Origin of the sequence: Streptomyces xinghaiensis S187, assembly GCF_000220705.2 — a bacterium.
In the GTDB taxonomy this organism is placed as follows: Bacteria; Actinomycetota; Actinomycetes; order Streptomycetales; family Streptomycetaceae; genus Streptomyces; species Streptomyces xinghaiensis.
This window is the reverse complement of the sequence record NZ_CP023202.1, coordinates 4,714,457-4,727,902: the sequence shown is the minus strand read 5'-3', so window position 1 is coordinate 4,727,902 and position 13,446 is coordinate 4,714,457. Positions and strand designations below refer to the sequence as shown.

The window sequence follows — 13,446 nt, the reverse complement described above, 5'->3', positions numbered from 1 at the left end:
TCTCAGACGGCCGTCACTTCGTCCACCACGACGAGACTGCCCGGGGCGATCCGGTCCAGGGCGGTCCGGAACCCGGCGATGCGGTCGGCGGTGTCGACGGCCACCAGCATCAACGGGTGGTCCTGCACCACCGTGAACCACCGCGGCCGTCGCACGGTCCGGGCTCTGCCGAAGCCTTCGACACAAGGGATCACGGTCATCCCGCGCAGACCGCTCTGCCGGGCGCACCGGATGATCGCCGAGTCGAGCGGGGAGCGTCCGGAGACGTCGGTGCTTCTGATGAAGATCGTCAGGCGCTGCATCGCCCGGCCGTCGCGGGCGGCACACCGCCGAGCGGGCTCGGCCGGCACCGGATCAGGAGGCCACGGTGTGGAGGATGTGGAGCGGGGTTCCCCCGAGCTTCTCCCGGACCGCCACCAGTCCGAGGTCGAGCAGCGCGGTGAAGCCCACCGGCACACCGTTCGCCCGGGCCACCAGGCGCAGCGCCGCAGCGGCGGTCCCCCCGGTGGCGAGGACGTCGTCGACGACCAGGACGCGCTCCCCCGGCTCGAAGGCGTCACGGTGCACTTCCAGCGTCGCTCGTCCGTATTCCAGGTCGTAGCCTTCGGCGAAGGTGGCCCGTGGCAGCTTGCCGGCCTTCCGCAGCGGGACGAAGCCCACGCCGAGCAGGTGTGCCAGCGGCGCCGCCAGGATGAATCCCCGCGCCTCGATACCCGCGACCTTGTCCGCCTTCCCCCGGAAGGGCTCCCCCATGGCGGCCACCAGCCGGCCGGAGACGTCGTGGTCGGCGAGCAGCGGGGTGATGTCCTTGAAGACGATTCCCGGCCGGGGGTATCCGGGAACGTCCACTATCGCTTGCAGCAGCGCGTCCGTTGAGCCGAGGCTGCCACGGTCCATGGGCCTTCTCTCCCTCGGGTTGCCGTCCGGCGGGTCGCCGGCGGGTCAGTAGCGGTAGTGCTCCGGTTTGTACGGGCCCTCGACGGACACCCCGAGATACTCGGCCTGCACCGGGGTGAGCCGGGTCAGCCGGACGTTGAGCGCCGCCAGATGGAGCCGTGCCACCTGTTCGTCGAGGTGCTTGGGCAGGCGGTGCACACCCAGGGGGTACTCCTCGGCCCGGGTGAAGAGTTCGAGCTGCGCGATGACCTGGTTGGCGAAGCTGGTCGACATGACGAAACTGGGGTGTCCGGTGGCGTTGCCGAGGTTGAGCAGCCGTCCCTCGCTCAGCACGATGACCGCGTGTCCGTCGGGGAAGGCCCACAGATCCACCTGCGGCTTGACCGGCAGCCGCCGGACACCGGGGTACGCCTCCAGTCCGGCCATGTCGACCTCGTTGTCGAAGTGCCCGATGTTCCCCACCACGGCCTGGTGCTTCATCCGCGCCATGTGCTCGGCCAGGATGATGTCCCGGTTGCCCGTGGCGGTGACGAAGATGTCGGCGGTCGGGAGCATCTCCTCCAGCGTGGCCACGGCATAGCCGTCCATGGCCGCCTGGAGCGCACAGATCGGGTCGACTTCGGTGACCGTCACCCGCGCGCCCTGGCCGCGCAGCGCCTCCGCACAGCCCTTGCCCACGTCCCCGTATCCGCAGACGACCGCCGTCTTGCCGCCGATGAGCACATCGGTACCGCGTTTGATGCCGTCGATGAGGGAATGGCGGCAGCCGTAGCGGTTGTCGAACTTCGACTTGGTCACCGAGTCGTTGACATTGATCGCGGGGAAGAGGAGCCGGCCCTCGCGCTGCATCTCCTGCAGCCGCAGGACACCGGTGGTCGTCTCCTCGGACACGCCCCGGAGGTCACGGGCGGCGGCCGTCCAGCGGTGCGGGTTCCCGGCCAGGCTCCGGCCGAGCAGTTCGAGGATCACGGCCTCCTCCTGCGAGGCCGCCGAGGACGGTGGCGGGACGGCTCCCCTCTTTTCGTACTCCACCCCACGGTGGACCAGGAGCGTGGCGTCTCCCCCGTCGTCGACGATCAGATCGGGGCCGCCCTCGGGCCAGGTCAGCGCCTGCTCGGTGCACCACCAGTACTCCTCCAGCGTTTCCCCCTTCCAGGCGAAAACCGGTACGCCGCGCGGCTCTTCGGGGGTGCCGTCCGGGCCGGCCACGACGGCGGCCGCCGCGTGATCCTGGGTGGAGAAGATGTTGCAGCTCGCCCAGCGCACCCGGGCGCCGAGCGCCCGCAACGTCTCCACCAGCACCGCGGTCTGCACGGTCATGTGCAGGGAGCCGGTGATGCGGGCGCCCTGGAGCGGCCGGCTGCCGGCGTACTGCCGACGCAACGCCATCAGACCGGGCATCTCGTGCTCCGCCATACGGATCTCACGGCGCCCGAATTCGGCCAGCGAAAGATCCGCGACCCGGAAATCCGGAACCTCCGGCGCCGGTTCCTGAGAAATATTCGTCACAGCCGCACCCCATCACCACGTCATATCGGAGAAGAGTCGCAGACAAGTCTGGGCGGGCCACCGGACGGTGTCATCCGTCCTGTTGTTGAATTACGCCTCCACCTTCGGTCGGAGCATTCCTCCGCCTCCGCCGCCCGAACTAATACGAAAGGTTCAGGCCGACCGCAGAGCGGTTGAAATTCCGCAGTCCCGTGGACAGCGGCGCGCTGTCACAGGTATCAAGAGGTCGGATAACTGCAGACGGCAACGGAGGGTTTCGGATGTCCCTGGCTACCCATGAAGTCGCGCAGACCCTGATCGCCCTCATTCTCCTGCTGATCGTCGCCCACTGCGTTGCCTACCTGTTCAAAGCGGTGAGACAGCCGCCCGTCATCGGCGAGATACTGGGAGGGCTTCTGCTGGGGCCGACCGTTCTCGGCAATTTCTCCCCGGAGTTGCAGCGGCAGCTCATTCCCGCGGAGGGCCCGGCCGCCTCCGCGATCGGCGCCATCTACCAGCTCGGGCTGCTGCTGCTCATCTATCTGGCGGGCACCGAACTGCACGGCCATGTGACGAGTACGGAGCGCCGGACGATCACCGCCGTATCGCTCTCCGGACTCCTGATTCCCTTCGCCGCCGGACTCGCGATCGCCGCCTCCTTCGATCTCGGGGAGCTGACCGGACCCCATGGCTCCGACGCCACACTGGTCCTCGTGTTCGGCATGGCCATCGCGCTCACCAGCATCCCGGTGATCTCCAGGATCATGCTGGACCTCGGCATCCTGGGAACGCGGTTCGCCCGGATCGTCCTCACCGTGGCCGTGCTCGAGGACGTCCTGCTGTACGTGGTCCTCGCCATCGTCCTGGGGATGGCCGGCGCCATGTCCGGTGACGCCTACGGGCTCGGCATGTTCTTCGCCGGCGGGCCGGTCGTCTGGAGCGCCCTGTACTTCACCGCGGCCCCCATCGCGTTCCTCCTCGTCCATCTCCGGTACGGACGGACGTACTTCACGGCCGCCGCCCGGCTCCGCTGGAACGTCCTGGCGCACCGCAGCCCCACCGCGTATCTGATGGTCTTCGTCTTCTCGCTGTGCCTGGTCTGCATCGGCCTGGGCCTGGACCCGATCTTCGGGGCCCTCACGGCCGGCATCTGCGATGCCGGTACGGCCCGCGGGGAGCAGGCCCGGGAGACCCTGCGGAAGATCTCTCTCAGCTTCTTCATCCCCGTCTACTTCGCCGTCGTCGGACTGCAGCTGGATCTGATCCGCCACTTCGACGTCCTGTTCTTCCTCTGGTTCCTGGCGGTCGCCTGCGCGGTCAAGTTCTCCAGCGTCTGGCTCGGAGCGAGGCTGGCCGGCCAGAGCCGCGGATCGGCCGCCAACATCGCGGCGGCGATGAACGCCCGCGGCGGGCCCGGCATCGTCCTGGCGTCGGTCACCTTCAGCGCGGGCATCGTCAGCGAGGGGTTCTTCACCTCACTGGTGGTCCTGTCGATCGTCACCAGCCAGATGGCCGGGATGTGGCTCTCCAGAGTCGTGGACCGCGGCGACCCGCTCCTCTCCGAGGACCCCGAGGACCCCGACGCCGCCGAGGCGGCGGGACGTATGGACGGCGGCAGCGACCGGAAGGCAGTGACCCCTTGATGCCGTACCAGCGAAGCGACGCGAACGCCGGCCTGTCCCGCGAACCCGTCATCAGCGTCGCCGTCGTGGACGCCAGCACCTTCTTCCGAGCGGGGCTGGTGCACTTCCTCTCGGCCGACGACACCTTCTCGGTCGTGGCCCACACGGCGACGCTGCGCGAGATGCACGCGGACACCGGTGCGCTCCGGCCCGACGTCCTCCTCATCGGCGTCGAGCACGCCGCCGCGGAGGTCCTGCGGGATCTCGCCCGGCTGCGGACCGCCGCCCGCGGAACCCGTGTCGTCGCCCTGCTCGCCGCGGACGATCCGCTCACGGTCAGGCGCGCGCTGACGGCGGGGGTCCAGGCCGCCATCCCCCGGCACGCGACGCCGCAGGAGCTGGCCGGGACGATCCGCGGCATCGTCCGCGGCGACGACCGGATCGTGCTGTCGGTGCCGCAGCACACCCTCGTCTGGCTGCGGGAGCAGACACCGCAGCTCCTCACCTCACGGGAGCGGGAGATCATCGGCCTCGTCGCCCGCGGCCTGCGCAACTCGCAGATCGCCGACCGGCTGGTCATCACGGAGAGCACGGTGAAACGGCATCTGTCCAACGTCTACGCCAAGCTGGACGCCGCCTGCCGTACCGAGGCGGTGCGCAAAGCGGTCGAGCACGGGGCGATCCCGGCGGTGGTGGCCGCCGCCCGGCCGGCGGGCGGCTACGAGGCCGCCGGGTAGGTCATGACGAGTACCGCGTCCACCCCCGGCCGCAGGGCCTGGTAGAAGTGCGCCACGTCGGCCGCGAACGTGACGAAGTCCCCCTCGGCCAGGTCCACCGGGGCGTCGACCGGCCCGGCACGCAGCCCTCCGGACAGGACGACGATGCGTTCGATGGTGCCCTGGGCGTGGGCGGGGCTGTCGATCCGGTGACCGGCGCCGGCGATGCGGATCCGCCAGATCTCGCTGAACCCCCCCGGCGCCGATCCGCTCCAGGAGTTCCTGCTTGCTCGTCTCCGGGGCGGCCGTACCGTGCCGCAGCACCGGTCTCTGCGGCACGAGGTCGACGAGCAGATCACCGAGCGGCAGCCGCAGCGCCACGGCGATGGCGGAGATGGTCTCGACCGTCGGGTTGCCCTTCCCCGACTCGATCCCGGAGAGAGTCGCCCGGCTGACGCCCGACAGCCGTGACAATTCGGCCAGCGACAGCTCACGCGCGTGCCGCAAACGGCGCACCTGCGCGCCGACCGTCGCTCCGACACCACGAGTCGTCGCCGATGCCGCTGTCCCAGCCACTGCCCGACCGTCCATATGGCGGATCTCTCTTCCGTCGCTCCCCAACAGCTGATCACTGCTTCCTCGTAGAGCGTAGGGAAGCCCGCCCCGGGCCCGGCCCGGGGCAGGACGGCACGGCCTCCTCAGCGGCCGCGGGCCGCCCCCCGCCGAGCCGTTCCACCATCTCCCGGCACTCCTCGTACTCCGTTGCCCAGAAGACGAGGCCATGACGGCGGACGTACGTCATCCGGCTCTTGCCGGCCGCCTCCGCCACGGCCTCGGCCTCGGTCAGGGCCACGCTTCCGTACTCCTGCGGGGGAAGCACCAGCACGCCGCCGTCCTTGGTCGCCACCCGCACCACGCCGGCTTTCCCGCCGGCCGGCCGTCGCGGCGTCCGGACAGGACACCAGGCCGGCCGCCGGCCAGTGCTCTGGCGGCGGCCGACCCGGTGCGGCGTCAGTTCGTCTCGACACGAACCTTGAGGCCGGCCTTCAGATTGAACGGATAGGCGAGGCTCGCCGCGTTGCGCGCCAGGGACAGGTAGCCGCGGCTGTTGAGGTAGGCCGCGACGCCGCCGATCTCCCCGGCGTCCGCGAAGGTCGGAACCAGCGTCTGCTCGAACGGCAGGACGTCATCCAGGATGATCTTGATGCGCTTGCCGTAGCCGATGCCGGCCTTCTCCAGGTGCGTCCGGTGGATGTTGGTCCACACGTTGCCGAACGGGTGGTCGATCGCGGAGACGACACCGGTCAGCGTGTCCCCGGATATCTCCACCTGAGGCGGCTGGTAGCGGACGATCTCGCTGTCCTCCAGCGGGCGGCCCACCTCCGACAGCGGGAAGCCGGCGGCGAGGTGGGCGGCCGGGATGGCGACCATCTCACGGCTGTAGAAGGTCGGTTCCGGCCGCTCGGGGATGACCTTCGTGGAGCTCACCTCGTACGCCTCGATGTAGCCGTGCTCCTCCAGCACCGTGGTCAGCAGCCCGTTGTTCGGGGCCACGTAGATGTACGACCCCTCGGCCCGCTCGAAGCCGCCCGCGGAGCCCGCCCACTGACCGCGCGCGCCCCCCTTCGCGGCCTGCTTGATGCGCACGGCGACGGAGCGGGTCTCGGTCCCGGTCGCCGGGTACGTGGTGGTGGCGAAGACCGTCCCCTCGGGAAAGAACCGGGGCAGGTCGACGATGTAGCGCGCACCCTCCTCGACGTCCCACGGCGTCATCGAGTGACAGACGTCGATCACCGTGACACCGGGGCAGATACTGTGCATGAGCCCCTTGCACTGGGCCACCGAGTCGTCCGTGGTACCGAGATCGCTCATGAAGCCGATGATGGGTCGCTGTGTGGGGTCTGCAGACACGCGTACTCCTTTTATCTCCGGTCACGGGCATTTCCAGCGATCACAACACTAGACAGGAAACCGGGGAAAAGTAATTGGGCGTAGGTGCTATGCGGTCTGCAACGAAAGGCGCAGAAGGCATCACCACCTTCGGCCCATGAATTTCTCCCGCAAAACCACTAGCCTGTCTGGGGACTCACTCGCGATGTCCGGAGGTTTGCGTTATGCGGGAAACCAGAGGCGCGGCATTCCACTCGGCCGATCTCGGGATCATTGGCGGCAGCGGAATATACGCCTTCGACGGCCTGGAGGACGTGGAGGAGATCGAGCTGAGGACTCCGTACGGAGACCCCAGCGGACCGCTTGTTCTCGGCACCACGGGAGGCCGCAGGGCCGCGTTCGTCCCGCGGCACGGCCGCGGGCACTTCATCCCTCCGTCCGGAATTCCCTCCCGGGCCAATATCTACGCGCTGAAGTCACTCGGGGTCCGCGAGGTGATCAGCGTCAGCGCCGTGGGCAGTCTGCGCGGCGACTTCGCCCCGGGCGACATGGTCGTTCCGGACCAGATCGTCGACAGAACCCGGGGTATGCGCCCGGGCTCCTTCTTCGGCGACGGCATGGTCGCCCATGTGTCGCTGGCCGACCCGTACTGCGTCCGGTTGCGGCCGCAGCTGGAGGCGGCGGCGGACGTGGTGCACCCGACGGTCCACGACGCCGGAACCTACTGCTGCATCGAGGGACCGCAGTTCTCCACCCGCGCCGAATCCGAGCTCTACCGCTCCTGGGGCATGGACGTCATCGGCATGACCGCGCTGCCGGAGGCGAAGCTCGCCCGTGAGGCTGAACTCTGCTACGTCGCCCTCGCCCTCGTCACGGACTACGACTGCTGGCACCCCGGCCACGACTCGGTGGACGCCCACAGCGTCGCCGAGGTGATGGCGGCCAATGTCTCGGCCGCTCAGCGGGTGCTCGCGGAGTTCGCCGCGGCGACGGAGCCGGCCTCGTGCTCCTGCCATCGTGCCCTGGACGGAGCCATCATGACGGACCGCCAGATCATCGCGAGGGCGTCCGGGGCCCCGGTGCCGACGCTGTTGCGCGACCGCGTCGCCCCGGTAACGTGAGCGGGCCCGCGTCCGGCGAGGGGCCCTCGCACTCGACGCGCCCCTCGGGCGGGCGGCGGGGCGGAGCGGCGGCACACCGCACCTCCGTCACCCATTCCCCGTGCCGCACCCACTGAGAGGCGTCCGTTGGAAACCGGTCTGGACCTGTACGAAAAGCTGGTGGAGCTGCTCGACCACCACGGTGCCGAATACCGGCTGATCGACCACGAGCCGGAGGGACGCACCGAGATCGTCAGCCCGATGAGGGGCAATGATGTCGCCGACGCCGCGAAGTGCATCGTGGTGATGGTGAAGCTGGGCAAGAAGGTGACCAAGTACGTGCTCGCCGTCGTCCCCGGTGACGCGCGCGTCGATCTGAACGGCATCAAGCGGCTGCTGGGCGGCACCTACGTGTCGTTCGCGAACGCCGAGACCGCGGAGCGCCTGGCGGGGAGCGTGGCGGGGGCGATTCTGCCCTTCTCCTTCCACCCCGACCTGGAACTGATCGTGGATCCGTCCCTGCTGGAGAAGGAGGAGATCTTCTTCAACGCGGCGCGGCTGGACCGTTCCATGGCTCTGCGGGTGAAGGACTACGCCGCCATCACCTCGCCCCGGCTGGAGCCGATCGCGGCACCAGCGGTCTGACCGCACCCTCCCGGCACCAGGCTCCGGCGAGGGTTTTTACCGCTCTGCGGCGTTCGGCATAATAGTCAATGCAGACAGTTTACCGAACGCCGCAGAGGCGCTCTCACCAGTCCGATGAGCCGCACATGCCCTTATCCGATCCCGGCGGTCCCGGTACGTCTACGCCTTCTTCATCCAGCTCCGGGCGGCCCGCGGCTCCAGTTCGGCCCGGGTGGGCCTGATCCTGGCCACCGAACCGCTCTTCGCCGCCGTGTTCGCCGTCGCCGCCGGGCAGCACATCGGCCTGATCCAGGGCACGGGAGGCGCGATGATCGTCCTCGCCGCCCTGGCCGGCCGGCGCTTCGGAGGGCGGCCCGTGGGAAAGCCGCGCCCGGCCCGGCCGGGGTACGCGGACGAACCGAGCCGGACACCGAGCTCGGAGGAAGCGACGGAGGGTCAGGGCCCGGTCCGGTAGGCCCGGACCTCGTCCAGGACGACCAGGCTGCCGGCCAGCAGATGTTCGGCACCCTCCAGGAACGCCTGGATCCGCTCCTCGGCATCGATGATGGTGATCAGCAGGGGCAGGTCGTCGCTGAACGACAGCAGCCGGTCGCTGTGCAGCACCGAGGGCCGGCCGAAGCCCTCGACGCCCCGTGACACCGTGGCGCCGGCCAGCCCGCACTCACGCGCCGCGCGGAGGATCTCGGCGCACAGCGGCGTCCCGTCACGGGTGTCCATCTCCGAGACGAACACGGTGACCCTGACCGCCGGACCCGGCAGACTCATGAAGCGCTCCGCCCCCCGCCCGTACTCCGCCGGCAGTCCCGCGCGGGTGGTGGCCGCCCTCCCGCACCGGGCCGCGGCGCACTGTCCGGCAGCGGCCGCGGCGCGGCGGCGGATCTCCCGTGTCCGGCGGGCGCACGCGGGAGATCCGGCAACGCCGTGAGGCACCGCACGCCCGGCGGGGTACCGGCGGACACCGGTCAGCTCTCCCCGGTCTCCACGGAGGCACGGCCGATCTTCTTCTCCAGACTCGTGGTGAAGCGCTCGACGTCGATCACGGCGCGTTCATGGGTCCCCGCACCGATCTCGTGCACCCCGTCGTGTGCCGTCACCTGCCATTTCAGCCGCCGCCCCTCGATGCCCAGGAGTTCGGCCGTGACCGTGACCGTGAACCCGGGCGGCGTCGCGGCGGTGTGCGCTACGCAGATCGCGGTGCCGAGGCTGCCTTCTCCCGCTTCCAGGTAGGGCTCCATCGCACGGACACAGGTCCACTCCATCAGTCCCACCATGAACCCGGTGGCGAAGACCTCCGGGAACGTGGAGAACTCCGGGGACTCCCGGTACAGGTGCGGAACCGTCTTGTCCCGGGGGACACGGTAGCGATGAGTGAACTTCTCTCCGGTGAGCAGGCCTTCCCGCATCCCATGACTCCTCGTAGGCAACTCGCCACAACATTCGCACTGCACAGGAAAGCGCAGCGGGCACACTCATGTCGACCGTGCCATTCGGAGCAAACCATCCCGGCCGCGAACCCCGTGCCCCCGGCGGCGCCCGGTGGTCCGTCCACCGCCGCGCCGGGGGGAGGAAGCCCCGGTGGCCGGGTACCCCGTGGTCGCCTAGCGTGGGGACGGCGGTGTCCCGGCCTCCGTTCCCCGGGTGGTGCCATGTGCTGGAGTGCGACGGCCGATCTCGTGACGGGCTCGGGCATCTGCGCGGTCGGCGTGGCCACGCTGGCCGGAGTGCGCCGCGGCGGCGATCTGCCCCTCGCCGCTCTGCCGCTGCTGCTCGGCGCCCACCAGATCATCGAGTCGTATCTCTGGCGCCACGGCGGCGGCTCCGGCCCTCTCGCCCTCGCCTGGGCGGCGATCGCACTGCCCCTGCTGCCACTGTGGATCCCGCTCGGCGTGCTGCTCGCCGATCGGGCGGGTACGGGCCTCCGGCCCGGGCGGGCAACCGAAGGGCTCACCGTCGTTCCGGTCCTCCGGGCCGTAACGGTCGCGGCCGGCTGCGCCACCACGGCCGTCCTCGCGTACTCCCTGGCCACGGGGACCGTCACGGCCGAGGTGCGCGGCCGCACCATCGGCTATGCCGTCGACGTACCGCTGCTGCCGCTGGTCCTCGCCGGGTATCTGGTGGCCACGCTCGGCGCCCTGCTGCTGTCCACCGACCGCCTGCTGCGGCTGCTCGGTGCCGTCATGGCGGCCGGCGCGGTGGTCTGCGGGACGCTGTGGCGGACGGAATTCATCTCCACCTGGTGCGCGTTCGCGGCGGTGGCGTCCGTACTGATGCTGCTCTGGGTGTGGCGGCGGACGGGAGCCGGGGCCCCGCGCCGCCCACGGCACCCCCACCCCGTCGTCTAGCCTGACGGGATGCCGCGGCTCCAGCTTCTCCGTCCCGATCACGCCTCCGCCGTCCTCGGGTTCGAACGGGAGAACCGGGCCTTCTTCGCCGCCGCCGTCCCCGACCGCGGCGACGCCTACTTCGCGCACTTCGACGCCCGCCACCGCGCACTCCTGGAGGAGCAGGCCGCGGGCGTCTGCTTCTTCCACGTCCTGGTGGACGACGACGGTGAGGTACTGGGCCGCGTCAACCTGGTCGACGCGGCAACGGACGGTTCGGCGGAGCTCGGCTACCGCATCGCCGAGCGGGCCACCGGACGGGGCCTGGCCACGGCAGCCGTCCGCGAGGTGTGCACTCTCGCGGCCACGGAGTACGGCCTGACGACGCTGCACGCCGCGACCACCCTCGACAACGCGGGCTCCCGGGCCGTACTGGCCCGCACGGGCTTCACCGCAATCTGCGAAACGGAACTGGACGGCCGCCCGGGTCTCCGCTTCTTGCGCGACTTGCGCGACCTGCGCGACCTGCGCGACCCGGACGGCCTGCGGCCGTGATCGAGCGAGCACGGTCCGGCGTGCTGCAGCGGAGACCGGCCAGACCACGGGCCGGGACGGTGGAGGAGATCGGTTCGCTGTTGCGAGCCGGGCGGTGCGGACACCGGTGGACCGCTTCAGTGCCCGTCGGTGGCGAGGGCGGCCGGGAAGGCCGGCGCGAGCCGTTTCACCCGGAATGGATCCTGCTGCCCGCAAGGAGCCCACCGAATTCCATGACGAAAAGGCCAAGGAGGGTCCCCCCGAGTTCCCTCATCGGCCTTTCGCCCGCCTGACGGTCCGGCTACTTCGACATCACCGCCCGGAGCGTTCCCGCGGTGGTGGCCTCGAACTCACCGAAGGCCGTCGTTCCGTCGGAGAAGAGGACGTAGGCCCGGGACCCGGCGATGTCGAGGATGCGCACTCCGGCCGACGCGGAGCCGGTGAAGTCGGGGTCTATTCCGCTGAACGCCACCTGCTCCCCGGGGGCGAACCCGGAGAAGTTGGCGATCACCACCTCGGTGTTCACGCCGACCGTGCTGGTGAGCGTCGCGGGGCCGGAGAAGCTGCCCATGCTGTCCCACGTGACGGGGAACTTGGCGGTACGGCCGCTGATACCGAACGACTGGACCTGCGCGCCGCTTCCATTGTTGATGGTGAGGTTGACGGAGAACGAGCTGAGTGGACCAGCAAACGTGGCCACGACTTCCTGAGCCATGTGCAACTCCTGTCTCATCACTGCCGGGCCGAATTCCGGCCCGTGCGGACGTGTTTATGGTGCGCTCGTTTCGGCATCGTCAACCGGTTCCGGGACCATCGAAAAGGAGCACGGTGGCGCTGACGGAAAATCCTGCGTGAGGTCGCACTTCCCCCCGGTGCACCATTGCGCCGTTTCACCCTGACGCCGGATGGTAATACCACGAACAAAATGGCGCACGATACCGAATTCGGATAGTGCGAGAATCAGCACGCGTTCGCCGTGCCGGGTGCTGGACGCCGACGCGGCCGAGGCGTGGCCCGACGACGGTCGGCTGACGAACCCACCGGCCAGATCGCGAAACCGGACTGGAGTACTAAGCGCTATACCGCGAACGCGATGGTACGGTCCGCCGACTCCGCCGACGGACCGTCACGAAACATCGAGGCTGGGAAGATTCCTCAGAGTGAGAGCTTTCGGGGGGCTTGATCCACCGTGTCCATGTACTCGGTATCGGTCACGTTGATCTTCATGTATTGCGCTCCCGAAAAAACCCAGTACTTATTCGGATCTCCTGGCACGGGCACCACCTCATCGATACCGTTTTTGAATCCTGGAGTACTACCGAAAGTACTCTTCCACCCCTCGCCGATATTCATCGGGCCCGTTTTTACTCTTCCATTGGGTTTCCTGCTCGAAGTTTCTACGCCGATTTTTACCCGGGCGTACTTTTCTCCAGCGAACACCCATACCTGCTCCGGATCGTCCGGCACCGGCATCAGAGCATCGATGTCGTGGAGTCGGAGACCTCTAAAAATATTCTTCCAATCATCACTGATCGGCTTGGGGCCGTCCAGCAGCGTGTCCTCGTAGTACGGCGGGGTGTCGGCGATCCTGATTCGCATGTACTTATCCCTCGAGAACACCCAGTACTCGTTTTGATGACCCGGGACATGCAGCGCCGCGTCGATGCCGCTCCGGAACTCTGGAAATTTATTGAGAGTTCCGGTCCATCGGACGATTGGTGAGACAGGTGTCAACTGGTCATGCACGGGGTTGGTTGAGTGCTGCTCCGTGGAGAGGCGAACCCGGATGTAGTGATCGCTGGAGAAGAGCCAGTACTTGTCCGGCGCACGGTCCAGGCCATCACGGTCAAGGCTGTCCGGTGTGGGAAGTGCCGCATCAATGTGGGTGGGTGAGTCGGGTGGCGGGGCGTGATGGGACGCTGGAGGCTTCTCGTCAGGGGCCGCATCCGCGGTTCCGCCCCGCGCCCCGTCCGTCGAGCGGTTCGAGAGCAATCCTGCGGTGATGCCGCCGACGAGGAGTACGGCGGCCGAGATCACGACCGGGGAAAGCAGACGACGTCGACGCAGGCTGATTCCAGGGGTTCGATCAGGCTGCGGAGCGTGGTGTCCAGGTCGTCCCGGAGAGGAAGGGGGACGGGGAACAGGCTCGCCTTCCGGATCTTGAGGGAGGGGAGTTGTCGGCACGGCGGATGCGCGGTGGGCGTATGCCCTGGCCCATCGGCGGTGTAACTCG

General features: G+C 68.9%; 17 protein-coding genes and 1 pseudogene. 7 read left to right on the top strand and 11 right to left on the bottom strand.

Features of this window, described 5'->3' with window-relative positions; translation table 11 throughout:
• Nucleotides 1–2: 2 nt before the first annotated feature.
• Genes SXIN_RS20305 through ahcY form a run of 3 tightly spaced genes read right to left on the bottom strand, consistent with a single transcriptional unit; the run spans nt 3 to nt 2,397 of the window.
• Nucleotides 3–302, bottom strand: a complete 300-nt coding sequence (locus SXIN_RS20305; protein WP_019711450.1) for a DUF190 domain-containing protein — start codon at nt 300–302, stop codon at nt 3–5.
• A gap of 52 nt (nt 303–354) precedes the next feature.
• Nucleotides 355–897, bottom strand: a complete 543-nt coding sequence (locus SXIN_RS20300) for an adenine phosphoribosyltransferase (RefSeq protein ID WP_019711451.1) — start codon at nt 895–897, stop codon at nt 355–357.
• Nucleotides 898–942: 45 nt separating this feature from the next.
• A complete protein-coding gene (gene ahcY / locus SXIN_RS20295) occupies nt 943–2,397 on the bottom strand; it encodes an adenosylhomocysteinase (RefSeq protein WP_039824005.1) in 1,455 nt (484 codons plus the stop codon).
• 269 nt (nt 2,398–2,666) lie between these two features.
• On the opposite strand from ahcY, the gene SXIN_RS20290 reads away from it, so the two are divergent.
• Together SXIN_RS20290 and SXIN_RS20285 are read left to right on the top strand one after the other, a co-directional pair.
• Complete coding sequence (locus tag SXIN_RS20290; RefSeq protein ID WP_019711453.1) at nt 2,667–4,028, top strand: cation:proton antiporter; 1,362 nt, start codon at nt 2,667–2,669, stop codon at nt 4,026–4,028.
• A complete protein-coding gene (locus SXIN_RS20285) occupies nt 4,028–4,744 on the top strand; it encodes a LuxR C-terminal-related transcriptional regulator (protein ID WP_019711454.1) in 717 nt (238 codons plus the stop codon). Before SXIN_RS20290 ends, SXIN_RS20285 begins: the two co-directional genes overlap by 1 nt.
• Here the strand turns inward: SXIN_RS20285 and SXIN_RS32385 are convergent.
• From SXIN_RS32385 to SXIN_RS20270, 4 genes and pseudogenes are all read right to left on the bottom strand, one after another.
• A complete protein-coding gene (locus SXIN_RS32385) occupies nt 4,726–5,082 on the bottom strand; it encodes a cupin domain-containing protein (protein WP_238154040.1) in 357 nt (118 codons plus the stop codon). The two genes, SXIN_RS20285 and SXIN_RS32385, sit on opposite strands and share 19 nt — an antisense overlap.
• 46 nt (nt 5,083–5,128) lie before the next feature.
• Nucleotides 5,129–5,314 (bottom strand): annotated as a pseudogene (locus SXIN_RS32380) (helix-turn-helix transcriptional regulator); the annotation flags it as partial.
• A gap of 37 nt (nt 5,315–5,351) precedes the next feature.
• Nucleotides 5,352–5,639: a class II aldolase/adducin family protein gene (locus SXIN_RS20275; RefSeq protein WP_019711455.1), complete on the bottom strand. Its 288-nt coding sequence runs from the start codon at nt 5,637–5,639 to the stop codon at nt 5,352–5,354.
• A 95-nt stretch (nt 5,640–5,734) separates the two neighbouring features.
• Entirely contained in the window at nt 5,735–6,595 is an 861-nt protein-coding gene (locus SXIN_RS20270; RefSeq protein WP_192883607.1) for an adenosyl-fluoride synthase, read from the bottom strand.
• A 242-nt stretch (nt 6,596–6,837) separates the two neighbouring features.
• On the opposite strand from SXIN_RS20270, the gene mtnP reads away from it, so the two are divergent.
• The 3 genes from mtnP (at nt 6,838) to SXIN_RS31555 (ending at nt 8,812) form a co-directional block, all read left to right on the top strand.
• Nucleotides 6,838–7,734 (top strand): S-methyl-5'-thioadenosine phosphorylase, encoded by an 897-nt coding sequence (mtnP, locus tag SXIN_RS20265; protein WP_019711457.1) that lies wholly within the window; start codon nt 6,838–6,840, stop codon nt 7,732–7,734.
• A 126-nt stretch (nt 7,735–7,860) separates the two neighbouring features.
• Nucleotides 7,861–8,358, top strand: a complete 498-nt coding sequence (locus SXIN_RS20260) for a YbaK/EbsC family protein (protein ID WP_019711458.1) — start codon at nt 7,861–7,863, stop codon at nt 8,356–8,358.
• Nucleotides 8,359–8,569: 211 nt separating this feature from the next.
• Nucleotides 8,570–8,812 (top strand): hypothetical protein, encoded by a 243-nt coding sequence (locus SXIN_RS31555; protein WP_019711459.1) that lies wholly within the window; start codon nt 8,570–8,572, stop codon nt 8,810–8,812.
• On the opposite strand, the gene SXIN_RS20250 is transcribed toward SXIN_RS31555, so the two are convergent.
• Nucleotides 8,794–9,123, bottom strand: coding sequence for a DUF190 domain-containing protein (locus SXIN_RS20250; RefSeq protein ID WP_019711460.1), 330 nt, complete (start codon nt 9,121–9,123; stop codon nt 8,794–8,796). The two genes, SXIN_RS31555 and SXIN_RS20250, sit on opposite strands and share 19 nt — an antisense overlap.
• Before the next feature lie 197 nt (nt 9,124–9,320).
• A complete protein-coding gene (gene flK / locus SXIN_RS20245) occupies nt 9,321–9,761 on the bottom strand; it encodes a fluoroacetyl-CoA thioesterase (protein WP_019711461.1) in 441 nt (146 codons plus the stop codon).
• 243 nt (nt 9,762–10,004) lie between these two features.
• Here flK and SXIN_RS20240 point away from each other — a divergent pair, with 243 nt between their 5' ends.
• Together SXIN_RS20240 and SXIN_RS20235 are read left to right on the top strand one after the other, a co-directional pair.
• Nucleotides 10,005–10,700 (top strand): DUF6629 family protein, encoded by a 696-nt coding sequence (locus tag SXIN_RS20240; protein ID WP_019711462.1) that lies wholly within the window; start codon nt 10,005–10,007, stop codon nt 10,698–10,700.
• Between the two features lie 9 nt (nt 10,701–10,709).
• A complete protein-coding gene (locus tag SXIN_RS20235) occupies nt 10,710–11,234 on the top strand; it encodes a GNAT family N-acetyltransferase (RefSeq protein WP_019711463.1) in 525 nt (174 codons plus the stop codon).
• A 280-nt stretch (nt 11,235–11,514) separates the two neighbouring features.
• Here SXIN_RS20235 and SXIN_RS20230 read toward each other — a convergent pair whose 3' ends face one another.
• A complete protein-coding gene (locus SXIN_RS20230; protein ID WP_019711464.1) occupies nt 11,515–11,928 on the bottom strand; it encodes a hypothetical protein in 414 nt (137 codons plus the stop codon).
• A 440-nt stretch (nt 11,929–12,368) separates the two neighbouring features.
• On the bottom strand, nt 12,369–13,250 hold the full coding sequence (locus SXIN_RS20225) for a hypothetical protein (RefSeq protein WP_238154039.1): 882 nt from the start codon (nt 13,248–13,250) through the stop codon (nt 12,369–12,371).
• Between the last annotated feature and the right edge of the window lie 196 nt (nt 13,251–13,446).

What these genes read in the sequence shown, in the direction of transcription:
- mtnP (WP_019711457.1), top strand. Translation starts at nt 6,838, where the DNA reads ATGCGGGAAACCAGAGGCGCGGCATTCCACTCGGCCGATCTCGGGATC.
- flK (WP_019711461.1), bottom strand. Translation starts at nt 9,761, where the DNA reads ATGCGGGAAGGCCTGCTCACCGGAGAGAAGTTCACTCATCGCTACCGT.
- SXIN_RS20230 (WP_019711464.1), bottom strand. Translation starts at nt 11,928, where the DNA reads ATGGCTCAGGAAGTCGTGGCCACGTTTGCTGGTCCACTCAGCTCGTTC.
- SXIN_RS20285 (WP_019711454.1), top strand. Translation starts at nt 4,028, where the DNA reads ATGCCGTACCAGCGAAGCGACGCGAACGCCGGCCTGTCCCGCGAACCC.
- SXIN_RS20250 (WP_019711460.1), bottom strand. Translation starts at nt 9,123, where the DNA reads ATGAGTCTGCCGGGTCCGGCGGTCAGGGTCACCGTGTTCGTCTCGGAG.
- SXIN_RS20240 (WP_019711462.1), top strand. Translation starts at nt 10,005, where the DNA reads ATGTGCTGGAGTGCGACGGCCGATCTCGTGACGGGCTCGGGCATCTGC.
- SXIN_RS20305 (WP_019711450.1), bottom strand. Translation starts at nt 302, where the DNA reads ATGCAGCGCCTGACGATCTTCATCAGAAGCACCGACGTCTCCGGACGC.
- SXIN_RS20235 (WP_019711463.1), top strand. Translation starts at nt 10,710, where the DNA reads ATGCCGCGGCTCCAGCTTCTCCGTCCCGATCACGCCTCCGCCGTCCTC.
- SXIN_RS20300 (WP_019711451.1), bottom strand. Translation starts at nt 897, where the DNA reads ATGGACCGTGGCAGCCTCGGCTCAACGGACGCGCTGCTGCAAGCGATA.
- SXIN_RS20290 (WP_019711453.1), top strand. Translation starts at nt 2,667, where the DNA reads ATGTCCCTGGCTACCCATGAAGTCGCGCAGACCCTGATCGCCCTCATT.
- SXIN_RS20270 (WP_192883607.1), bottom strand. Translation starts at nt 6,595, where the DNA reads ATGAGCGATCTCGGTACCACGGACGACTCGGTGGCCCAGTGCAAGGGG.